Source organism: Brevibacillus sp. FW306-2-1A-C05A, from assembly GCF_058781555.1.
In genome coordinates this window covers 37,666-59,844 of the sequence record NZ_JBYSWV010000010.1, presented here as the reverse complement: position 1 = coordinate 59,844, position 22,179 = coordinate 37,666, and the positions used below count along the sequence as shown (strand labels likewise).

19 protein-coding genes, 1 other RNA gene and 1 pseudogene are annotated in these 22,179 nt (G+C 55.5%); 15 read left to right on the top strand and 6 right to left on the bottom strand.

From position 1 onward, the window contains the following. Positions 1–9: 9 nt before the first annotated feature. On the bottom strand, positions 10–1,125 hold the full coding sequence (gene yfkAB, locus AC3WJN_RS09235; RefSeq protein ID WP_005832907.1) for a radical SAM/CxCxxxxC motif protein YfkAB: 1,116 nt from the start codon (positions 1,123–1,125) through the stop codon (positions 10–12). Positions 1,126–1,203: 78 nt separating this feature from the next. Here yfkAB and AC3WJN_RS09230 point away from each other — a divergent pair, with 78 nt between their 5' ends. Both AC3WJN_RS09230 and AC3WJN_RS09225 read left to right on the top strand, forming a co-directional pair. Then, positions 1,204–1,884 carry a DUF1385 domain-containing protein gene (locus AC3WJN_RS09230; RefSeq protein ID WP_005832905.1) on the top strand — a complete coding sequence of 227 codons (681 nt, stop codon included), beginning with the start codon at positions 1,204–1,206 and terminating at the stop codon, positions 1,882–1,884. Between the two features lie 212 nt (positions 1,885–2,096). After that, the gene (locus AC3WJN_RS09225) at positions 2,097–2,642 is read left to right on the top strand and encodes a GNAT family N-acetyltransferase (RefSeq protein ID WP_310670491.1); all 546 of its coding nucleotides are present in this window, start codon (positions 2,097–2,099) and stop codon (positions 2,640–2,642) included. Between the two features lie 45 nt (positions 2,643–2,687). Here the strand turns inward: AC3WJN_RS09225 and AC3WJN_RS09220 are convergent, their stop codons facing one another. Both AC3WJN_RS09220 and AC3WJN_RS09215 read right to left on the bottom strand, forming a co-directional pair. Next, positions 2,688–3,218 (bottom strand): gamma carbonic anhydrase, encoded by a 531-nt coding sequence (locus AC3WJN_RS09220; RefSeq protein ID WP_005832901.1) that lies wholly within the window; start codon positions 3,216–3,218, stop codon positions 2,688–2,690. 13 nt (positions 3,219–3,231) lie between these two features. Continuing rightward, positions 3,232–3,540 (bottom strand): HesB/IscA family protein, encoded by a 309-nt coding sequence (locus AC3WJN_RS09215; protein ID WP_005832900.1) that lies wholly within the window; start codon positions 3,538–3,540, stop codon positions 3,232–3,234. A 135-nt stretch (positions 3,541–3,675) separates the two neighbouring features. Between AC3WJN_RS09215 and rnpB the strand changes: the two genes are divergently transcribed. The 3 genes from rnpB (at position 3,676) to AC3WJN_RS09200 (ending at position 7,010) form a co-directional block, all read left to right on the top strand. Continuing rightward, positions 3,676–4,065, top strand: an RNA gene (gene rnpB / locus AC3WJN_RS09210) — RNase P RNA component class B. 225 nt (positions 4,066–4,290) lie between these two features. After that, positions 4,291–6,333 carry a molybdopterin-containing oxidoreductase family protein gene (locus AC3WJN_RS09205; RefSeq protein WP_007785091.1) on the top strand — a complete coding sequence of 681 codons (2,043 nt, stop codon included), beginning with the start codon at positions 4,291–4,293 and terminating at the stop codon, positions 6,331–6,333. A gap of 56 nt (positions 6,334–6,389) precedes the next feature. Beyond that, on the top strand, positions 6,390–7,010 hold the full coding sequence (locus AC3WJN_RS09200) for a DL-endopeptidase inhibitor IseA family protein (RefSeq protein WP_005832896.1): 621 nt from the start codon (positions 6,390–6,392) through the stop codon (positions 7,008–7,010). 46 nt (positions 7,011–7,056) lie between these two features. Here the strand turns inward: AC3WJN_RS09200 and asnB are convergent, their stop codons facing one another. After that, on the bottom strand, positions 7,057–8,904 hold the full coding sequence (gene asnB / locus AC3WJN_RS09195) for an asparagine synthase (glutamine-hydrolyzing) (RefSeq protein ID WP_007785093.1): 1,848 nt from the start codon (positions 8,902–8,904) through the stop codon (positions 7,057–7,059). A gap of 133 nt (positions 8,905–9,037) precedes the next feature. On the opposite strand from asnB, the gene AC3WJN_RS09190 reads away from it, so the two are divergent. From AC3WJN_RS09190 to AC3WJN_RS09165, 6 genes are all read left to right on the top strand, one after another. Then, positions 9,038–10,789 carry a LytS/YhcK type 5TM receptor domain-containing protein gene (locus AC3WJN_RS09190; RefSeq protein WP_007785095.1) on the top strand — a complete coding sequence of 584 codons (1,752 nt, stop codon included), beginning with the start codon at positions 9,038–9,040 and terminating at the stop codon, positions 10,787–10,789. Then, positions 10,789–11,517: a LytR/AlgR family response regulator transcription factor gene (locus tag AC3WJN_RS09185; protein ID WP_005832892.1), complete on the top strand. Its 729-nt coding sequence runs from the start codon at positions 10,789–10,791 to the stop codon at positions 11,515–11,517. The genes AC3WJN_RS09190 and AC3WJN_RS09185 overlap by 1 nt, the downstream gene beginning before the upstream one ends. 140 nt (positions 11,518–11,657) lie before the next feature. Continuing rightward, on the top strand, positions 11,658–12,008 hold the full coding sequence (locus AC3WJN_RS09180; RefSeq protein WP_005832890.1) for a DUF485 domain-containing protein: 351 nt from the start codon (positions 11,658–11,660) through the stop codon (positions 12,006–12,008). Next, the gene (locus AC3WJN_RS09175; protein WP_005832888.1) at positions 12,005–13,531 is read left to right on the top strand and encodes a solute symporter family protein; all 1,527 of its coding nucleotides are present in this window, start codon (positions 12,005–12,007) and stop codon (positions 13,529–13,531) included. Before AC3WJN_RS09180 ends, AC3WJN_RS09175 begins: the two co-directional genes overlap by 4 nt. Positions 13,532–13,666: 135 nt before the next feature. Beyond that, on the top strand, positions 13,667–15,184 hold the full coding sequence (locus AC3WJN_RS09170) for a solute symporter family protein (protein WP_206699488.1): 1,518 nt from the start codon (positions 13,667–13,669) through the stop codon (positions 15,182–15,184). Positions 15,185–15,230: 46 nt separating this feature from the next. Continuing rightward, entirely contained in the window at positions 15,231–15,542 is a 312-nt protein-coding gene (locus tag AC3WJN_RS09165; RefSeq protein WP_005832886.1) for a hypothetical protein, read from the top strand. Between the two features lie 50 nt (positions 15,543–15,592). On the opposite strand, the gene AC3WJN_RS09160 is transcribed toward AC3WJN_RS09165, so the two are convergent. Then, on the bottom strand, positions 15,593–15,832 hold the full coding sequence (locus AC3WJN_RS09160) for a Ger(x)C family spore germination C-terminal domain-containing protein (RefSeq protein WP_122952649.1): 240 nt from the start codon (positions 15,830–15,832) through the stop codon (positions 15,593–15,595). 12 nt (positions 15,833–15,844) lie between these two features. Further along, entirely contained in the window at positions 15,845–16,498 is a 654-nt protein-coding gene (locus tag AC3WJN_RS09155) for a hypothetical protein (protein WP_238500496.1), read from the bottom strand. 214 nt (positions 16,499–16,712) lie between these two features. On the opposite strand from AC3WJN_RS09155, the pseudogene AC3WJN_RS09150 reads away from it, so the two are divergent. From AC3WJN_RS09150 to AC3WJN_RS09135, 4 genes and pseudogenes are all read left to right on the top strand, one after another. Next, positions 16,713–18,850 (top strand): annotated as a pseudogene (locus tag AC3WJN_RS09150) (molybdopterin-dependent oxidoreductase); the annotation flags it as partial. Positions 18,851–18,961: 111 nt separating this feature from the next. Next, positions 18,962–19,456: a helical membrane plugin domain-containing protein gene (locus AC3WJN_RS09145; RefSeq protein ID WP_309479501.1), complete on the top strand. Its 495-nt coding sequence runs from the start codon at positions 18,962–18,964 to the stop codon at positions 19,454–19,456. A 151-nt stretch (positions 19,457–19,607) separates the two neighbouring features. Continuing rightward, a complete protein-coding gene (locus AC3WJN_RS09140) occupies positions 19,608–20,936 on the top strand; it encodes a cytochrome ubiquinol oxidase subunit I (RefSeq protein ID WP_327953523.1) in 1,329 nt (442 codons plus the stop codon). Continuing rightward, on the top strand, positions 20,933–21,946 hold the full coding sequence (locus tag AC3WJN_RS09135) for a cytochrome d ubiquinol oxidase subunit II (protein WP_007785108.1): 1,014 nt from the start codon (positions 20,933–20,935) through the stop codon (positions 21,944–21,946). The genes AC3WJN_RS09140 and AC3WJN_RS09135 overlap by 4 nt, the downstream gene beginning before the upstream one ends. Positions 21,947–22,179: the final 233 nt, after the last annotated feature.

Sequence of the window (22,179 nt, the reverse complement as noted above, 5' to 3'; positions counted from 1 at the left end):
CGTGCCCAACTAGACGAGTGCCTTGCGCAACGTGAAGTCCGTCTCCGGGTAGTAAGTGTTGGCAACGAGCAGGTTCGGCCCGGCACATTTGGCCGCGGGACAGAAGCAGTTGATCTTCTGGTTCAACGAATGGCGCTGCCAGGCGTCAAACATATGTTGAAGCTGAGCGTCCTGGATATTGCCGAGCGGCTCGACATCGCCGAAGTCGGTCACGATCACATCGCCCGTAAAAATGTTGATATTCAAGCGATTCCGACCATCCGGATCATTGCGGGTGGTCACATTTTTCGCTGTTCGCAGTCTTTGGATCAGCTCTCGGTCTGCCGGATCAGGGCTGCAGGCGAAAAAGGGGAGAGTCCCGAACAGCATCCACAAGTTTTCGTTGCGAATGTCGAGCATCCGGTGAATCGCCTGGCGCAGCTCATCCAAAGACAGCACGTTCAGGTCGCGGGCAAAGTCGCTGGCGTACATCGGGTGAACCTCGTGCCTGCGGCTGCCCATTTCCTGAATTTGCCGATGCAGTGTATCGAGCTTCGGCCACGTCCGATGATTGAGCATCGTCTCCGCGGAGACGAACACGCCTGCTGCAGCGAGCTTGCGGGAATTTTCCATGATGCGCTCAAACTGCGCTTCTGCCTGTTTGATTGAAACCGTTTGCCTTGCTTTTGCGTAAACAATATCATGAAATTCCTCTGGCGTAGACCAGTTCCAGGAAATGTGCATCACATCTATGTAAGGCAAAATCAGCTCGTAGCGGGAAAACGGCATGGACATGTTCGAGTTGATCTGTGTGCGCAGTCCGCGGTCTGCTGCGTAGCGCAGGATCGGCAGGATGACTTCCTTTACAGTTCGTTCGCTGTACATCGGTTCCCCGCCTGTTATACTTAGCGTAAGCAAATCCTTGGCTTCGTCCAGACGGCGCAGGATCAGATCGACAGGCAGGGCGGGATCGTCTTTATATCGCAATGTATCGCCAACCGCGCAATGCTCGCAGCGGAGATTGCACAGATTCGTTACCGTAAACTCCACGCTGGTAAGCTTGTAAGCGGGCGGTGTCGCATTAAACAACGGCTCCCATGGATCGTGTATCGGTGTGATTGGTGTTGTTGGAACCATGCGGATCAATTGTGGAAACCTCCTTCATTCTGCGTACAACTCAACCTATTATAACGACATTAGAGCGGAAGGAGAATAGCTAACGGCATGATTATGGGGATGTCTTTTGGACGCGGTGTGCTTTTTCATGATCGAAACGTGCTTGCTTGTGCCGAAGTAAAAGACGGCGTCATCCATATGTGGGCGGAAAAAATTACGCTCAAGACGATCGGCAAGCTGTGGTATCGGATTTTTTTCTCCTTTCCCTGGTATTATCAGCTTTTTCATCTGCTGCTTGCCTGCTATGTGGTCGCAGCCCTGGTCAATCCGGCGTGGGCGGTTATAGATCCGCTGTGGGTAGCGGTTTACATCGGCGGCTTTCATTTTGTTTTTCCAAAAATGATGAAAAAGTTTCACGGTGCAGAACATAAAGTCTTCAGCTATACAGGCAAAAAATCGCTGGCGGCCTTGCCGCAAATCGCCAAAGCCGATATCGTCAACGACGGCTGCTCGACCAATCTGGTCGTCTGGTTTTTCGTCGGATTTTTGCTCTCGGTCTGGTTTTTGCCGCTGGAGTGGAGCGTTGTCTGCGGCGTGGGCGGCCTGTTCGTCGGGATGTTTGGGGATCGCTACGTGCGCAAATATTGCGGCGTGCTTTACAAGCTGTCCGCTTTTTTTCAGAAGCACTTCACGACAAAAGAGCCGGATCGCCTGCACCTGGAGACGGCGATTCGTTCCTATATGCTGTTTGAGCATATTCGCGAAGTGGAGCGGCAGCGCTCCGCCTGAACACGAGCGGGCGGGCAGGAAAAGAGCAGAGTGTCCTCTTAATGAATGGATACGCTGCTCTTTTTTCTCCATGCCAGGAGTTGCCAAAACAATTGCGCCATTTCCTTTGTTTTGGTAAAATTTCCAATACTCGTTCGCTTGAGGGCTTTTTTGTGAAAAAATGGACGAGCGCAGCAGAGTTTATCAACTCCAAACAGAGAGGGAGGGGCAGCATGCGAATCGAAAAGCGCGATTTTACCGTCAATGGGCTGACTTACACGATCCGCTCCGCAACGGAACAGGACGCGGGCGAGCTGTCCGCGCTGCGGCTGCAAATCGACGGCGAGACGGAAAATCTGGACCGGGAAAAAGGCGAAGGCTACATCGACGAAGCCGGGTTCAGCGAGCTGATTCGCGCTGACGCCGCGAGCAGCCGCAACCTGTTTCTGGTGGCGGTGGCAGAGGGGCAGATCGTCGCGTTTTCGCGCTGCGCAGGCAGCCCGCTGAAAAGATTCGCGCACAAGGTGGAGTTTGGCGTAGGAGTCCTGCAAGCTTTTTGGGGATACGGCATCGGAAAACATTTGTTGCAGGAATCAATCGCGTGGGCGGATCGAACTGGCGTGAAAAAAATGACGCTGCACGTCCTGGAAACGAATGAGAAAGCGATCCGGCTGTACGAGCGGCTTGGCTTTGAAGTGGAAGGTGTTTTGAAACAGGACAAACTGCTTTCCGACGGCAACTACTACAATACGATCGTGATGGGCAGATATCGCGACTAAAAAAGGTCGAGGGCACGGATGTCCTCGACCTTTCGTCTCTATGCGCTACCGTTCCAGCGGGCTTTCTTCCAGCTTGCGGTACATTTTTCCTTTGTCGACGTAAGACTGGCGGATGCGCACCAGCTCTTTGAAGTCTGCTTCGGTCAGCTCCCGCTTGACCTTCGCCGGGTTGCCTACTACGAGCGTGCGGGGCGGCACTTTCATGCCGGGCGGGACGAGTGCGCCAGCCGCGACCATCGCTTCCTCGCCGATCTCGGCGCGGTCCAGCACAATCGCGCCCATGCCGATCAAGGCGCCGCGGCGGACGATGCAACTGTGCAGGACGGCATTGTGTCCGACCGTTACCTCGTCTTCGAGAATCAACGGGTTGTTCGGGCTTTGGTGCAGCGTGCTGTTGTCTTGCACGCTCACTCGTTTGCCGATGATGGTCGGCGCGATGTCGCCGCGAATGACGGTGTTGTACCAAATGGAAGAATCCTCGCCGATTTCCACGTCTCCCGACACGACGGAGCCTTTGGCGAGGAAAACAGTTGGATGAATGTTGGGCTTGATGTTTTCGAACGAAAGCAGTAGCATAATAACCTCCTGGTCAGTGAGTATGCGGGCAATTTGCCTCTTGCGGCCGGGGATGGAGAATGGAAAAACGCCCCGTGACAGGATCGCAATCGATGACAGTCCCAAGGAGCTTGTCTACGTCTTGCGGCTGGTAAAAAAAGCGGACTTCGTTGATGACCTGGACCTGATCGTGCTTTTCCGCTTCGGTGATGGCAATGCTGTAGGTAAAGCTGCCGCAGCCTGTCGTTGTAGGAACGAGCCTGATCCCCAGCTTGTCTGCGTCACACTCTTCCGCGATCATCAGGGCAAGGCGCGCTGCCGCCTGTGGGGTAATGGTTATCACGGTCAACCCTCCTTGTCGCTTCTTTCATTGTACTACAGGTTGGCAAAAGGATCGAATGGGAACGTTCCAGGTTCTGCTGGTTGACCGCACATGAGCTGTATGATAGAGTATGTAGTACTGATTCTGAAATGCAGGAAATGCGGGTAGCCGCTGCCGCAATCGTCTCGGCGATTGGCGGTAGAGGAAAGTCCAGGCTCGCCCAAGCTGAGATGCTTGGAGTGTTCGTACCTGGCGCAAGCCAGGGCAGTGAGGCGCAAGCCTCGCTGACGGCGTGGAAAGGGCTCTCTCTGAGGCCCGAGTACGCTGAAAGTGCCACAGAAACGTAGCTTTTCTGGCGACAGAAAAGATGGAACGCGGTAAACCCTGCGAGCGAGAAACCCAAATTTGGTAGGGGAACCGTCCTGAAGGAATCAAACGGAAGGGACGGATGGTATCTTCGGATGCCATAGATAGATGGCTACCGCTCTTGGTGCGAGGGATACGTCCCGCTTGCAGCACGGGAGAGACAGAACCTGGCTTATAGCATTTCCTGCTGGATAGGATAAGACAAAACCGCCTGATTTTCAGGCGGTTTTTTATATGGACCGACTCGCAAGTGCAGGCCGCGGCGTTTTCGGTAGCGAAAATGCTCACCACTCATGCTAAAATACATAGAAAAGTAATGTTACGCGATCTGGTTACATGGATTTAGAGCTTGTGGCAGCTTGCAGCGAACAACCAAAAAAAGCAAACGACGAAAGAGGGACTACCGTGACTTTTACGACAGAGGAAAATGGCGTATTTCCTGCCGTCTGCTCCCTGGATTGCCCGGATCAGTGCGGACTGTTGCTTCACAAGCAGGATGGCAAGTTGGTAAAAATCGAGGGCGATCCGAACCATCCGGTGACGAGAGGAAACATTTGCAACAAAGTGCGCAACATGGCGGCGCGCCTCTACGATCCGAAGCGGCTGGCCTATCCGCTCAAGCGAGTCGGGAAAAAAGGCAGCGGCGAATTTGTCCGCATCACCTGGGAGGAAGCGATCGAAACGATTGCTTCGCGCTGGCGTACCTTGATTGATGCGGACGGCCCCGAGTCCATTTTGCCGTACAGCTTTTACGGAAATATGGGCCGGATCAATGTGGAAGGCATGGATCGGCGCTTTTTCCACCGCATGGGTGCGAGCATTCTCGACCGCACGATTTGCAACAGCGCAGGAGCGGTCGGCTACAACTTCACGATGGGCGGCGCTTTCGGGACCGACCCTGAGGACACGGTACACGCCAAGCTGTTCATCATGTGGGGCATCAACACGGTCAGCACGAACATGCACCAGGTCGTGCTTGCCGAGCAGGCGCGGAAAAACGGCGCGAAAATCGTCGTCATCGACGTCCATAAAAACCAGACAGGACGCTGGGCCGACTGGTTCATCCCGATTTTGCCCGGGACCGATACCGCCCTGGCGCTCGGACTTATGCACGTCCTGTTCGCAGAAAACTTGGTCGATTCCGCCTTTTTGCAAACGTACACGGTCGGCCACGAAGAGCTGAGGGAGCACGTAAAAGCGTACGACCCGGTTACCGTGTCCGCGATTACGGGCGTCCCGGTTGACGATATTTACAAGCTGGCGCGCTGGTACGGGCAGACGTCGCCAGCCTTTATCCGCATCGGCAACGGCATTCAGCATCACGACAACGGCGGCATGTGCGTGCGGACGATCGCCTGTCTGCCCGCGCTCACCGGACAGTGGCTCGTGCGGGGCGGGGGCGCGATCAAGGGCAACAAAGGATTTTTGGAGCACAACAAAAGCGCGTTGCAGCGGCCGGATTTGCTCGCCGACAAAAACACCCGCGTCATCAACATGAACGAGCTGGGCAAAGCGCTCCTGGAAGCGAATCCACCTGTGAAGTCGCTGTTTGTGTACACGAGCAACCCGGCGATTGTCGCTCCGGATGGCAACAAGGTCAGACAAGGGCTTGCGCGGGAAGATTTGTTCACCGTTGTCCACGATCTGTTTTTGACCGAGACGGCTCGCTATGCCGACATCGTGTTGCCCGCTACGTCCTCGTACGAAAACATGGACTTTTACACAAGCTACTGGCACCACTACATTCAGTTGCAAAAGCCGGTTCTCGCCCCGTATGGCGAGAGCAAGTCCAACACGGAACTGTTCCGCTTGCTCGCTGCTGCCATGGGCTACGACGAGCCTGCCTTCCGCGATTCCGACGAGGAGATGATTCGCCAGGCGCTGCAGGGGCACGGCAATCCGCATCTGGAAGGAATCGACTTCGAGACGCTCGCGGAACGAAACTTCATGAAGGCCAAGGTCGATTCGTACTTTGCCGGCCGCCTGGCAACTCCGAGCGGAAAAATCGAGCTGTACTCGCAGGCGATGGCAGACAGAGGCTATCCGGCCTTGCCGACATATACGCCGCTTCTGACGGACGACGCTTATCCGTACCGATTCATTCCCGGCCCGAACCATAACTTTTTGAACTCGACGTTTTCCAACAATGACAAGCACGTCAAGATGGAGAAAATTCCTCGCCTGCATATGAACAGCGCGGATGCGCTCGCCGCCGGGATTGCGGATGGGGACACGGTGCGTGTCTGGAATGAGCGGGGAGAATGCGAGCTGGTCGTATCCGTCGGCGAAAATGTTTTGCCGGGCGTGGTCGTCAGCCAAGGCTTGTGGGCAGATGCCCCGCAGGCCAAGCATTACGTGAACGCGCTCACCCCTGATCGGGTTGCCGACATGGGCGGCGGCGCGACCTTTTTCTCCGGGCGTGTGGACGTTGTGAAGCTCGCCAAATAAAAAGGGCGTACTAGCATAAGCCCTTCTCCATACGGTTTATGGAGGAGGTGAAATCGTTGGATGAATGGCGCATGTTCAAGCAGTTTATCAGCTCGGCCGAGCAAGTCTGGACACAGATCGCCACGTCGCCGCGAGGAAAGGTCGTCTACACCGTAAATGGCGTCGATTACACGCCCTTGCCCGACAAATACAACACGAAGCGGAAAATCTCCCGCATCTTTCGCAGGTATTGGGGCAAGCAACTGACAGAGGCGATGATTCGCAACCTCCGCCTGCGGATGCTAAAAGGAAAGCTGTGTATCCCGTATGGCGCGGTCCCGCCGTTTCCGAACACGGTACAGTCTGTACAAGTCAAAGCGAACTGCCCCAACCAGCGAGTGGTGGCAGCGATCCTCGTCGGGGGAGAAAAGAAGACGAGAGTGGATTACCGCTTGATCCGCGCGGGAGAAACCGATGCGTTTACGATCATGAAGCGGTCCGGCCGCGAAGGTGACGTGCGATACCGTCCGCCTGCCGCCGCTTTGAAGGCGACGCCGAAGCCCGCACCGAAGCCCGCCGTCAAGTCCGTCGCGAAGCCAGGGCCGAAGCCGGTCTTGCACCCTGCAGCGAAGCCCGAGGCAAAGCAGGCCAAAAAGAAAAAGAGCAAAGGAAAGAAAAAGCTCCTCAAAACCCCATAACCATGGGGTCGAGGAGCTTTGCTTTTGCACGGTTGCCATCGTTACGCTACGCCTTGATCGTGACCTTGTATTCGCGCAGCCAGTAGTCTAGCTGGCCCAGGTAGGCGAAAAGCTGCGGCGTGCTCATGAGCTGACCGAAGAACGGTATGCTGGAAGCCTGGGCGTCCGACTCGGCAATTTTGCGAATGACGGGGACATCGACCAACCGCAGCAGCGGCGAGCTCGGGTCGTTCAAAGTATCAAGCAGCCAGGTGCGGACGGCTTCGGTGTAGGACGGGTTGTGCGTTTTCGGATACGGGCTTTTTTTGCGGTACAGCACTTCGTCGGGGAGAATGCCTTCCATCGCCTTGCGCAAAATCCCTTTTTCGCGATTGCCGTACGTTTTCATTTCCCAGGGGATATTCCAGACGTACTCGACGATCCGATGGTCGCAAAAAGGCACGCGCGCTTCCAGGCTGGCCGCCATACTCATCCGGTCCTTGCGATCGAGCAGCGTATTCATGAACCACGTAATATTGAGGTAAAACATTTCCCGGCGGCGTGCTTCCAGCGGGTCCTCACCCGGCAAGTGCGGCACTTCGTCGAGCGATTCCGCATAGCGCATCGCGACGTATTCCTCCGGTTTGACCCAGGCTCGCAGCTCGGGCGCAAGCCACGAGGCCCGTTCCTTCACCGCCCGCGACCAAGGGAAGGTCCCGGCGGTAAGCAGCTCCTCCCGGTGAAACCACGGGTAGCCGCCGAACACTTCATCTGCGCATTCGCCGGAGAGGACAACCGTCGTCTCTTTTTTGATCTCGCGGCAAAACAGGTAGAGCGAGGCGTCCACGTCCGCCATCCCTGGCAGGTCGCGGGCGAGCGTCGCTGTTTTCAAGGCATCGATCAGCTCAGCCGTATCAAATTCGATCGTATGGTGCGCGGTGCCCAAAAATTTGGAAACGAGCTGCACATACGGCGCATCCTCGTTCGGCTGAAAAGCGCTCGCTTTGAAATGCTTGTCGTTGTCTACATAGTCGATGGAGTAGCTGTGGAGCGTTCCGCGGCCTTCTTTTTTGAAATAGTCGGCGGCCACAGCCGTAATGACGCTGGAGTCAAGCCCGCCGGACAGGAGGGTCGCGACAGGGACGTCCGCTACCAACTGGCGCTGGATGGAATCGACGACGAGCTCTCTGACGCGCGCTGTCGTCGTGTCCAGGTCGTCGGTATGCGGACGGCTTTCCAACTGCCAGTATCGCTCCTGTTTGACCCGGTCGCGCGTGACGGTGAGGAAGCAGCCCGGACGTACTTCGTGCACGTTATGGAACACGCCATGGCCCGGCGTGCGCGCGGGGCTGATGCCAAACACTTCCGCGAGCCCTTCCCGCGACAGCTCCGGCCGTACATCGGGGTGGGCCAGCAGCGCTTTTAATTCGGAGGCGAGCAAAAACGAGCTGCCTCTCTGCGCGTAAAACAGCGGCTTGACACCCAGTCGGTCGCGTGCGACAAACAATTGCTGTGCCCGATCGTCCCAGATCGCAAAAGCGAAAATACCGTTCAGCTTGGAGAGGCAGTCCGTGCCCCATTCCAGATACGTGTGCAGCAGCACCTCCGTATCCGAATGGGACTGAAAAGTATGGCCGCAGGCGAGCAGCTCCTGCCGCAAGTCTTCCGTGTTGTACAGCTCCCCGTTGTAAATCATCGTGCAGGCATGTTCGCTTTTGAGAGCCGTCATCGGCTGTTGCCCGCCTGCCGGGTCTACCACGACGAGGCGACGATGACCGAGGGCGGCCCGCGGAGTCAGCCAAAACCCGTCGGCGTCAGGCCCGCGATCCGTGAGGCACCGGGTCATTTTTTGCAGTACCGGACGCTCCTGGGAAAGGTCCTTTTCCCAATCAATCCAACCTACGATTCCACACATGTTTCCATCACCCTTCCCATGAAGCATTGCACACTCAGCGTATGCAAAACGCCCAGCTTGATTGTCTGTCCAGCAGGGAATTCGAAATAAATGCGGAATTTATAGAAGATTTCAACACAAACAGGAGGAAGCCGTGGACAATCTCACGCTGCTGCTCATCGAACGGATGGGCATTCTCTTGACGCTCGGGTTTATCCTGACGCGGATTCCGCTGTTCCGGCAGCTTTTGGACCGGGAGCTGCACCTTGGAACCTCCATCGCTTTTTCGATGATGTTCGGCTTGTTCGGCATCGCGGGCACGTATGCGGGCGTGGTGGTGCACAAAGACGGGTACATCCCGGGCTTTTGGATTTTTTCGCTTGCAGGAGAGGAGATCGTTGCCAATTCCACGCTGGTCGGCGTCGTGATCGGAGGGCTTCTGGGCGGGCCGATGGTCGGGTTGGGAGCGGGGATTATTGCAGGCCTGCACTTGTATCAGTTGGGCGGTTTTGCCGCGGTTCCCATGGGCTTGTCCGTTCCGCTCACAGGGCTGTTGGCAGGTTATGTGGCGCGGTTTTTTTCGCAAGAACGGGTGATCTCGCCCTCCAAAGCGCTGTTTATCGGCATGTTTGCTCCCGTGATCCAGATGTCGCTGCTATTGATTATGTCAGGACCGCCGGAGCTGGTTCGCACGATGGTCAATGTCATTGGCATTCCGATGGTGCTTACGAACAGCATTTCGATTGCCATTTTTACGACGATGATTCGCGTCGCCTTGCAAGAAGAGGAGCGCTCCGCTGCGTTGGAGGCTGAGCGTGCGTTCACGATTGCTCAGCGTATTTTGCCGCAGTTGAAAATGGGGCTGACGCCGCAGACAGCGCAAGCAGCGGCGCTCGTGCTGCAACGCGAGGCGAAAGCGATCGCAGTAGCCGTGACGGACCGGGAGCGCGTACTGGCCCACGTCGGCGCCGGGGCCGACCATCACTTGCCCGGAGAAACGGTTCAGAGCGATCTGGAGCAGCGCGTGCTGGCCAGCGGCTCGATCGACAAGGGCGTGGGCCGGGAGATGCTCGGCTGCAAGCGCAAGCAATGCCAACTGCAAGCCGCCATACTCGTTCCGATCAAAGAAGGGGGAAGCGTCGTCGGCTTAATCAAGCTGTATTTTCGCCGTCCCCAGCAAATCGGCAAAGTTCAGGAGGCGCTGGCAAAAGGGCTTGGCAACCTCATCTCCAACCAGTTGACGCTGTCGCTCGCCGAGCAGATGAAAGGGCTGATGAAGGACGCGGAGCTGCGAATGCTGCAGGCGCAAATTCACCCGCACTTTTTGTTCAACACGCTCAATTCGATCGTGACCTTGATCCGGATCGACCCGCAGCTCGCCCGCCATATGACCATTCAGCTTAGCGTGTTCATGCGCTTCAATCTGAAGCTCACGTCGAGCACGCTGGTCACGGTCGGCCAGGAGTTGGAGCATCTGCACGCTTATTTGGAGATTATCCGCATCCGCTTTTCCGAGCAGTTCGCCGTGCATACGTCCGTTGATCCCGGCGTGGAAGACGCGCTCATGCCGCCCGGCACCTTGCAGCCGCTGATTGAAAACTGTATTCACCACGGCTTGCGCGACATGGGGGCAGGCGGGGAAATCAGCCTGCGCGTAAAGCGGCAAGGCCATGCCATCGTGTTTACGATCGAGGACAACGGCCGAGGATTCCCGGAGGAACTGCTTCCGCTCCTGGGCAAAATTCCGATGGAGCGCAAGGACGGAAACGGCATCGGGGTCCACAACGTCAACCAGCGGCTCATCAGTTTGCAAGGCCCGGATGCGCAACTGCATTTTGCCAACAGGCCAGAAGGCGGCAGTTCGATCACATTTGCGATTCCAATCAAAAAAGAGGTGAGTGCCTGATGCCGATTCGCATCATGATTGCAGAAGACGAACGACTTGCACGTGAAGAGTTGAGCTATTTGTTGCAACAGGAAGGGGATGTCGAGCTGCTTCCCTACGCGACCAACGGCCGGGAGTTGCTGGAAATGGTCGACGAGCACGAGCCGGACGTCGTTTTTCTCGATATGAAAATGCCGGAGCTGGAAGGGGCACAGGCCGCGAGAATGCTGGCCGCCCGCAAGCCGCAGCCGCTCATCGTCTTCTGTACGGCGTATGAGACGTTTGCCGTAGACGCCTTCAAGCTGAACGCCGTCGATTATTTGCTGAAGCCGACGGAGCCGAAGCGGCTGGTGGAAACGATGCAGCGCATCCGCGAGCGGCTGGTCAAGCCTAGGCAGGAGCCGGCTGCTCCCAAGCGCTCCAAGCTGATCGTGGAGGACAACAGCAGGCTGGTCGTGATCGATCCGGCCACGATCGTCTACGCTGTGCGAGAAGAGAGGCTCGTGCGCATCATTACCCAGACCGACACGTATTCCACGCGGATGACGCTGACCCAGCTCATGGAAAAGCTTGCCGGCTACGATTTTTTTCGCACGCACAAAAGCTACCTGGTCAACCTGCACTATGTGAGCGAGCTGGAGCCGTGGTTCAACGGCGCCTACAACCTGCTATTGAAAGGAGAGGCGAAGACGCGCATCCCGGTGTCCCGAACCTCGGCCAAAGATTTGCTGAGACGGCTCGAAGAATGAGGCGCTTGCAGATCGCGATGCAAAATCGGCCGTTGGCGCACGCCCCCAGACATCTTGCGCGAAAAGCCACACGAACAAAAACGGATTCCCTACAATAGAGGAAGCGCTTACATTTTTTGTTTGAAGAGGGGGAGGTTCCAATGAGCAAGCCGCTTTCGGTTCCAAAAACACAGGGCCAGAAGCAGGATAGCAGTGATTACACAGCGATCATCCAATCAGACACCTTCAAGGAGCTGTTGCGCAGCAAACGGGCGTTCATCCTGCCATCTTCCATTTTCTTCTTTGTCTTCTACTTTACTTTGCCGATCTTGACCTCCTATTTCACCGTGCTCAACCAGCCGGCGATTGGAGCGATTTCGTGGGCGTGGGTGTTCGCCTTTGCCCAATTCATCATGACCTGGGGCCTCTGTATTTTGTACACCAAACGGGCCGCGCGCTTTGACGAGCTGGTGGAGAAAATCAAGCGGGAGACAGGGGGCGGGGGCAAATGAATGTAACGGCATTTTTACTTTTTTTAGGAATTGTCGTGCTTACGCTGGTGATTACGTATTACGCTTCCAAGCGGACGAATACGACCAGCGAGTTTTACACCGCGGGCGGTGGGCTGACAGGGTGGCAAAACGGGCTGGCGATTGCGGGCGACTACATGTCTGCCGCTTCGTTTCTCGGGATTGCCGGAATGATTGCATTAAGCGGGTTTGACGGCTTTTTTTACAGCATCGGCTTTCTCGTCGCCTACCTCGTCGTGCTTTACTTGGTAGCGGAGCCTTTGCGCAACCTCGGCAAATACACGATGGCGGACATGATTGCTGCGCGTTTTGACAATAAGCAGGTACGTGGTGTGGCTGCACTGAACTCCATCGCCATTTCGATTTTTTACATGATCGCCCAACTCGTAGGGGCGGGGGCGTTGATTAAGCTATTACTCGGGCTGGAGTACACGACCTCTGTTTTGATTGTAGGGGCGCTGATGACGGTCTACGTCGTGTTTGGCGGCATGACGGCAACCTCGTGGGTGCAAATTGTCAAAGCCGTGCTGCTCATGGTCGGCACGTTCATCATCTCGCTGATGGTCTTTGCCAAGTTTGATTTCAACCTGATGACGATGTTTGAACAGATGAAAACGGCGACGCCGCTCGGGGAGCAGTTCCTCAATCCGGGCAACAAGTTCAAGGTCGGGCTGGATACGATCTCGCTCAACCTGGCGCTGGTGCTCGGAACGGCCGGGCTGCCGCACATCCTGATTCGCTTCTTTACGGTAAAAGACGCGACGACTGCCCGCAAGTCCGTCGTCTACGCCACCTGGATTATCGGCCTCTTCTACATCATGACGATCTTCCTCGGCTTTGGCGCAGCGGCGTTTGTAGGAGCGGAAAACATGGATGCGGCCGGGAACATGGGCGCTCCGCTGCTCGCCCAGGCACTCGGCGGCAACTTCCTCTTTGCCTTTGTATCCGCCGTTGCTTTCGCGACGATTCTCGCCGTCGTGGCCGGATTGGTGCTGACCGCAGCCTCGGCGTTTGCCCACGATTTTTACGGCCACGTCATCCGCCAGGGCAAAGCGACGGAAAAAGAGCAAATGAAGATGGCGAAATGGGCTTCGGTAGGGGTTTCGGTCGTGTCCATCGCACTTGCGCTGTTTGCCCAAAATTTGAACGTGGCGTTTCTCGTCGCGCTTGCCTTCGCCGTTGCGGCCAGCGCCAACCTGCCCGTCATTTTGTTCACGATCTTCTGGAAACGGTTTAACACAACAGGGGCGGTCAGCGGCATGCTGGTCGGGCTGTTCAGTTCGCTGATTCTCGTGGCTTTGAGCCCCAACGTCTGGAATCCGGTTGCCGGAAAAGCGATTTTGGTCGGAGAAGCGTTGTTCCCGCTGCCGAATCCGGGAATCGTCTCCATCCCGCTCGGGTTTTTGGCCGCCTGGATCGGCACGCTGCTGTCCAGCTCGCGCAACGACGCGAAGTACGACGAAATTTTGGTGCGGGCGAACACAGGAATAAAGGACTCGGCGTAGAAGCAAATAACGCAAGGAAGCTCCTGCCAGGCAAAAAGGCTCAGGGTGATCCCTGGGCTTTTTCGTTTGGCGCGGGGAAAGGAGAGCGGGTCCGTGACGACGATCATTTTCTTTTTGGCTGTCATAATCGGGACGATGGCGATTACATATTCGGCTGCCAAGCAGACGGGAACGACCAGAGATTTTTACGCCGCCGGCAACCGCCTGACGGGTCTGCAAAACGGCATTGCCATTGCGGGCGACTACATGAGCGCGGCTTCGTTTCTCGGCATCGCCGGGACGATTGCCATGTACGGCTTTGACGGCTTCGTGTACGCCATCGGTTTTTTTGTCTCCTATCTCATCATTTTGTTTCTGATCGCGGAGCCGTTGCACAACCTCGGGCGCTATACGCTCGCCGACGCGATTGCCGTCCGCTTCGACAGCTTGTGGCTGCGCGGGGTGGTCGCCTGTACGACGCTGTTGATTACGATTTTTTACATGATCGCGCAGCTCGTCGGGGCAGGGGCGCTCATCCACTATTTGCTCGGCGTCCACTACGATACGGCGGTCATGATCGTCGGCAGCCTGATGACGTTTTACGTCGTCTTCGGCGGGATGGTCGCGACCTCGTGGGTGCAGATTGTGAAGGCGATTTTGTTGCTGACGGGGACGCTCATCCTCAGTCTGATCGTCTTTTCGCGATTCGGCTGGAGCCTGTCGGAGATGTTTTCCCACGTCAGCACGATCACGCCGTTGCAGGAGCAATTTTTGCATCCGGGCAACCAGTTGAACGATCCGCTGGAGACGATCTCGCTGCATCTCGCCCTGATTCTCGGCACCGCCGGGCTGCCGCACATCATTTCCCGCCTGTTTACGGTCAAGGATGCGGTGACCACCCGTTCCTCGATCTACACGGCTACGTGGGTGATCGGCGCGTTTTATTTGCTGACGATTTTTCTCGGCTTTGGCGCAAGCGCCTTCGTCGGCTATGAGGCGCTGAAAAATGTCGGCTTTGGCGGCAATCTGACCGTGACGCTGCTCGCGGATGCGCTCGGCGGCGAATTTTTGATGGCCTACATCGCTGCAGTCGCCTTTGCCACGATTTTGGCCGTGGTGACCGGGCTGGTGCTGTCCGCCTCGTCCGCTTTTGCCCATGACGTCTACAGCCATCTGATCCGGCGGGGGCTGGCGTCGGAAAAAGAACAAGTCGCGATGGCCAAATGCTCGTCGGTTGCCGTCGGATTCGCTTCCATCTGGCTGGCGATCGGCGCGGAAAAGATGAACGTCGCGATTCTCGTCGGTCTGACCTTTGCCGTCGCCGCCTCGGCCAATTTGCCGCTCTTGTTGTTTACGCTGTACTGGCGCCGCTTTACCGTGCGCGGGGCGATTTGCGGCGTGTTGACGGGGCTGATCGCGTCCGTCGTACTCGTCGTGGCCGGACCGACCGTGATGAATCCACAGACCGGCTTCATTTTGGCCGAGCCGATTTTTCCGCTGACCAACCCCGGCTTGATTTCGATTCCGCTCGGGTTTTTGGGCGCTGTGCTCGGCACGCTGCTCGATTCCCGCAAGCCTGACGCTGAAGCGCACTACGACCGCGTGCTGCTCCAGGCATTGACGGGCATCCGCACTTCGCAGGCGCGGACAGCACGCCAAGCGGATTCTGCATAAAAATTTGTTCCTGTTCCACCCTATAGGGGGAAGGAGGAGAGACAATTTGGGCCAGAAAAAGGAAGCAGATGTCGTTTCCACCGATCAGCCCGACGTGTACGAGCGGGCGCGAATCGCGTTGAACGAGTTGATCGCAGAATTGTGTGATGCCTTGGGCGAGGACGACACCGAATCGTTCAAGCGAAAAGGCTACGAGATGATCGGGCACTATTTTCGCCAACCCGTCAATACGGGCGATCTGACCTTGATCGTCGCCTCGGTGCTTTCCGACATTTTGTACAAGCTGGAGATGACCCAGCAAGGCGATGACGTCTCCATGGTGCGCGACGAGTACAGCGTCATGAAAAAAGAAGAGTAGAAACTGGCGACCCCGTGCAGAGGGTCGTTTTGTCTTTGTGGGCGGCTGTGTCATTTGATTCCGCCCGATCCGACGAGGTCGATGTTCACCTTGATTTGCCAGTCGAGCCGGGGATAGATCGCTTTCCATCTCTCCCAGTCTTTTTCCCGCTCGTAGTGGGTAGCCCGATAGCGCAAGCCAAACCCGATCGGATCGACGCCAAGCGTCTGCAGCTTTCGCAGCACGTGGTGATAGTGCTTTGTCCCTTCGCTGAGCCAGCTTCCGACGATTACGGTCCCGATCCCGAACAAGGCGCCATGTAATCATGGCGAATAAATAGGAAATGCAAAAAACGCGGTAAACAGGATACTGAACCCGATACAGGGGATCGTCCAGCGGTGCTTGAGTATTTGGACACCGGAAAACGCGCGGTTGAAAATCGACAGGCTGATGTATCCCGTCACCGCATACGTCGAGACGGCGAGGCTTTTCCAACTGGGAAAAATCCACGTGTAATCAATCATCGCCCTTACTTCGTCGAAGTTCATGTTTGGGTTCGTGTACGCCTTGACAATTGAAAACAGCAGGAGCGGCACGTTCAAAATCAGAATCAGCTCCGTGCTGTACAGCACCGTTTTCGAAGCTTGCAAGGCGCCGAAGCTCGCTACCGCAACAAATAGAATCAACAGTACGTACACCGGAGTCTCCGGGCTTAAATAGCGGGACACGATGAAGGCGTAGTTAATCAATACGAGCGCTCCCGATATAAACGACGCGCTGCCCAGAAGCAGCAGCGCCGGAATCGCAATGGCCCTGGGCAACGCGTGCCGCAAGATTTCCGGCAACCCTTGGCCGCGAAACGTCAGCATCGAGCTGGTAAAGATGTACATGAGGATGTCCCCGATGATCGGGCCGAGTGCCAACGATAAAATCGCGCCGTCATACCGCTCTCTATACGCGATTCTCCGGCACGACACCAGGGCAAACACCCTGGGTTTTTTGTTGCCAACGTGAGCAGGCGGAATGTAAAGCTGCAGCTCGTGCGCCCGGACAGCGTTTGCGTAAAAATGTATAATCCCCCAGCGTTACGACAGAATAACTTCAGAATAGAAAGGGTACAGGCATTTTATTTACCTTTGTTTGCTTTGCGTACATACCAGGATGTTCTTTATTTTGTGGAGGGATGGCAAAATGGACGAGCGATCGTACACGATTCAAATCAACGACGAAACGTACCCCGCCGTGCAAGGGCAAACGATTTTGGATGTGGCAGAATCCCATGATTGTTATATTCCTCATATCTGCAAACATCCCAATCTGATGCCGATTCAGACGTGCGATACATGTATGGTGGAAGTGAACGTCCAGTTGGTTCGCTCCTGTGCAACGGGGAGCGAGCCGGGAATGATCGTCAACACAAAGTCGGAGCTGGCCAAAGAAGCGCAGTTGGAGGCGATGTCGCGCATTTTGCGCAATCACCAGTTGTACTGTACGGTTTGTGACAACAACAACGGAAACTGCGTCGTCCACAACACCGCCGAGTACCTGGAAATTGAGCATCAAAAATACGAGTTCAAGCCGAAGCCGTATCCCCCCGATCTATCCCATCCGATGTACCGCTACGAACCCGATCAATGCATCCTGTGCGGCCGCTGTGTGGAAGCATGCCAGGATCTGCAAGTCAGTGAAGTGCTTTCCATCGACTGGAACCGCGAAAATCCGCGCGTAATCTGGGACAACGATGTGCCGATCGACCAGTCTTCCTGTGTTTCCTGTGGGCATTGTGTCACCGTATGCCCATGCAACGCGTTAATGGAAAAATCCATGCTCGGCGAAGCCGGGTATATGACAGGGATTCCCGCCGATGTGCTGGAGCCGATGATTAACATCACCAAAGAAGTGGAACCTGGCTACAAAGAAATTTTTGCCGTATCCGAAATCGAGGCCAGCATGCGCAAAACCCGGATTAAGCGGACCAAAACGGTCTGTACGTATTGCGGGGTAGGCTGCAGCTTCGAGGTATGGACGAAAGGCCGCAAAATCTTGAAAATCGAGCCGCAGCCAGAAGCGCCCGTAAACGGCATCTCCACCTGTGTCAAAGGGAAATGGGGCTGGGATTTCGTCAACAGCGAAGAACGCTTGACCAGGCCGTTGATTCGCAAAGGCGACAAATTCGTCGAAGCGAGCTGGGAAGAAGCGCTTGGGTTTATCAGCAAGAAACTGAACGAACTGAAAGAAAAGTACGGGCCAGATTCGATCGGCTTCATCGCTTCCTCCAAATGCACCAATGAAGAAAATTACATTTTCCAGAAGTTCGCCCGCTCTGTCATCCAGACGAACAACGTCGACAACTGCTCCCGCTATTGCCAGTCGCCTGCTTCCATGGCGTTGATGCGGGCGGTTGGCTACTCCGGCGACTCGGGAACGATTCAGGACATCGCCAGCGCCGGCCTGGTCATCGTGGTCGGGGCCAATCCGGCGGAATCCCACCCGGTGCTGACGACCCGGATCAAGCGAGCGCACAAGCTGTTTGGGCAAAAGCTCGCGGTTGTCGATCTGCGGAAAAACGAATTGGCGCGAAAAGCGAATTTGCATCTGCATCCGAAGCCGGGAACCGATCTGGTCTGGATTTCCGCGATTACGAAATACATCATCGACCAGAGCTGGGAAGCAAAAGAATTTATTCAAGCAAGGGTAAACGGCTACGAAGAGTTCGTCCAATCGCTGCAAAAGTTCACCCTCGAATATGCCGAAGAAGTGACCGGGTTGACAAAAGAAGAGCAGATAAAGCTGGCGACGATGATTCACGAAGCCGACGGCACGTGCATCCTGTGGGCGAGTTTGCCGACGTGGTGCTGCCCGCATCGCCGAGTCTGGAAAAAGACGGGACGTTCGCCAACACGGAACGGCGGATTCAGCGGCTGCACAAAGTGTTTGAGCCGTTGGGCGAATGCAGGCCGGACTGGATGATTATTCGCGATCTGGCCAACACGATGGGCGCAAACGGGAACTACACGCACCCAAGTGAAATCATGGTGGAAGCAGCCAGCCTCGCTCCGATGTTTGCCGGAGTCAGCTACGAGCGGCTGGAAGGCTGGAACAGCCAGCTATGGCCAGTGAAGCCTGACGGGGAGGATACGCCGTTGCTCTTTACCGAGCGGTTCCCGTTCCCGGATGGAAAGGCACGACTGATTCAGGTTGACTGGCTGCCGCCGATGTTCGAGCTGACGAAGGACTTCGACTTGCATCTGAACAACGGCCGCCTGCTGGAGCATTTCCATGAAGGAAACATGACGTATAAAGCGACGGGAATTACCCACAAGGTTCCGAATCCGTGGCTGGAGGTTTCGCCGGAGCTGGCCGAAGAACGAGACATCAAGGACGGAAGCGTGACGACTGGATTTCCATCCCCGATTTACTCGGAACAGGAGGGCAAGCCGATGGCCAAAGCGATTACAAACATTGAACGGTACATTCCCACGCCGGAGGAAGAAAAGCAAAAGGCGATCCAGCAGGTGCTGGATGCGGTGAGCGAAAACCACCAGGCGCTGATTACGTTGCTCGATATCGTGAAGGAATTGCAGGAGATTGGCGTCTTGGACATCGTCCAGGGAGCGCTGAAAAATCGGCATGACATCGGGGTTATCGCTGTGTCCCAGCTCAACCAGCCCGGCATGCACCGGATCATGAAAAACGGGATGAACGCGCTGCAGTTTTTGGGCAAGCTGGAGCCTGGCAAGCTGCAAAACATCTTGAACGCCGTCGATCATGGAATCGTGCGGTTAACGGACACGAAAAGCGAGAAACCGATGGGCCTGATGGGAATGGGCAGGGCGATGATGGAGCCGAACGTCACCCTCGCGCTTGGCTCCATGATTAACTTTTTGCGCGGAATGGGCGAAGGCATGCAGGAAGCCGAGAAGCACGTTCATTGACCGCGACAGCAAGGAGGCGCGAGAATGCATACAGACAAAATCCCCGTGCAGGGAATGAAGGATGAAAACGACGCGGAAAAAGTGAGCGCTGCTACCGGGTTCCACCGGGAGACGAGCAGGGACGACCGAATGCTGCCAAGGAGGAAAGCGGATGGATTTGGCGTTGCAAAGCAGAATTTTATTCGGACTTACGTTAGGGTTTCACATCATCTATGCCACCATCGGAGTGGGAATGCCGTTGTTGCTGTTACTGGCTGAAACGATGGGGATTGTGAAAAAAGACCAGCAGTACAGGCTTTTGGCGCGCAGGCTGGCCAAAGGGTATTCGATCACGGTTGCGGTTGGCGTCGTGACGGGGACGATCATCGGCCTGCAATTGTCCCTTCTGTTTCCGGGGTTTATGAAAATCGCGGGGCAAGTGATTTCTCTGCCGCTATTTATGGAGACGTTTGCCTTTTTCTTTGAAGCGATTTTTTTAGGGATTTACCTGTACACGTGGAGCCGGTTTAAAAAGCCGCTCTTTCATTTGCTCGTCTTGATTCCGGTCGCGATTGGCTCTGGCCTGTCCGCCTTTTTCATAACGACGGTAAATGCGTTCATGAATACGCCACAAGGGTTTACGATCGAAAACGGAGCGATTGCGAACATCGAGCCGTTAAAAGCGATGTTCAACCCGGCGACGCCGACCAAGGTAGCGCACGTACTCACGTCTGCGTACATGACAACGGCTTTCGTGATCGCCGCCATTGCGGCCTGGTTTATTTTGCGGGGCCACCGCAACGAGTACTATAAAAAAGCGTTGCGACTGAGCATGATGGTAGGACTGATTTTTGCAGTGGCGACGGCCGTGGTGGGCGATCTGTCGGGCAAGTTTCTCGCTGCCTACCAGCCGGAAAAACTGGCTGCGGCGGAATGGCATTTCGAGACGAAAACGCACGCTGACCTTCTGGTAGGGGGAACCTTGGACAGAACGACGAACGAGGTGAACTACGCCCTCCGATTGCCAAGCATGCTCTCCTTTTTGGCAACCGACAGCTTTCAGGGAGAGGTCACGGGCTTAAACGACATTCCGAAAGAAAACTGGCCTCCCTTAATCATTCATTACTGGTTCGACCTGATGGTAGGGATTGGAAGCTTCATGATTGTGCTTTCCTGTATCTTTGTCGCTTGCCGGATCTGGAAGCCGCAACTGGAATGGAACCGCTGGCTGCTCGGCCTGATCGTGCTCGGAGGCCCGTTGTCGATGCTTGCGATCGAATTTGGCTGGATTTTTGCTGAAGTAGGGCGGCAGCCATGGATTTTGCGCGGGTATATGACCGTATCAGAGGCGGCGACAACATCGCCAGACGTCGGGTCGATGCTTGTCCTGTTTAGTGTGATTTACGCTCTTTTAGGCATATTGACCGTGTATGTGCTGGTTCGAATGGCGCGCAGAAATCCGGTGGAGCCGCTACTGGATGCGAGGAGTGAGCAGACGTGACGACGGAAGGGCTTGGAATCTCCATCCTCTGGCTGTTTTTGTACGGCTATATCATCGTCGCTTCGATTGACTTCGGGGCGGGCTTTTTCTCCTACTACGGAAGGATCACAGGCAAAGGAGAAATCATCAACAAAGTGATTACCCGCTATTTGTCGCCGGTCTGGGAAGTGACCAACGTCTTTCTCGTGTTCTTTTTCGTCGGCATCGTCGGCTTTTTTCCGGAGACAGGCTATTTCTACGGGACAGCGCTGCTCGTCCCGGCGAGCGTCGCCCTGGTCTTGCTGGCGATTCGCGGCTCTTTTTACGCCTTCAGCAAATACGGCAATCCGAGCAGCCACCTGTACCATTTTTTGTACGCGGCAACAGGCGTCCTGATCCCGGCTTCCTTTTCCACCGTCCTGACGATATCGGAAGGGGGATTTATCGAAATGGACGGCGGCGTCCCGCATTTTTTGCCCGGCAACCTTTTTTACAGCCCGTATTCCTGGGCCGTTGTGTTTTTGGCTCTCGTGAGTGTGCTGTTTATCAGCGCAAGCTTTTTGACCTATTACGCGAATCGGGCGGAGGACGCGCAGGCAGAGGGCGTGCTGCGGCAATGGGCGCTGTTTAACAGCTTGCCGACGATTTTTGCGTCTTTGCTCGTCTTTATGGCCTTGTGGAAGCATAATCCTGAGCATTTTTCTTCGCTCATGGACCATAGCATCTGGTTTATTTTGTCGTTTGGCTTCTTCTTGAATGCGCTGCGCTTATTGATCGTCAAAAGGGCATACGGCTGGATGTTCATTTCCGTCATGCTGCAATTTTTCACGGCGTTCTGGGGGTACGGAAAGTCCCATTTGCCGTATTTGCTCTACCCGTACGTCTCCTTTCATACGAGCGTCACGAATCCGACGATGGCCAAGTTTTTGGTCGCGGCTTTCATCGGCGGGATGGTGTTGCTCATTCCGTCGCTGTTTTTGCTGATGCGGCTGTTCATTTTTAACGCAAGATATGTGAAAGGCAAGGTGTGAGCAATCCTTCAACAAAAAGAGTTGGATTTTCGGGCGGTTTTGGTGCTATAATGAAGCTATAGTCGATCATTGATGGTTGGTCATCACGTATAGCCAACGCATCCTGATCTCCTCCATACGAATGGGATGGATAACTGGTATCAATTGATGCTTAGTCATTAGCCCACCATAAGACAATTTGTGCATGCGTTATGCCCGAATTGTTTTATGGTGGGCTTTTATTATGATTCTGG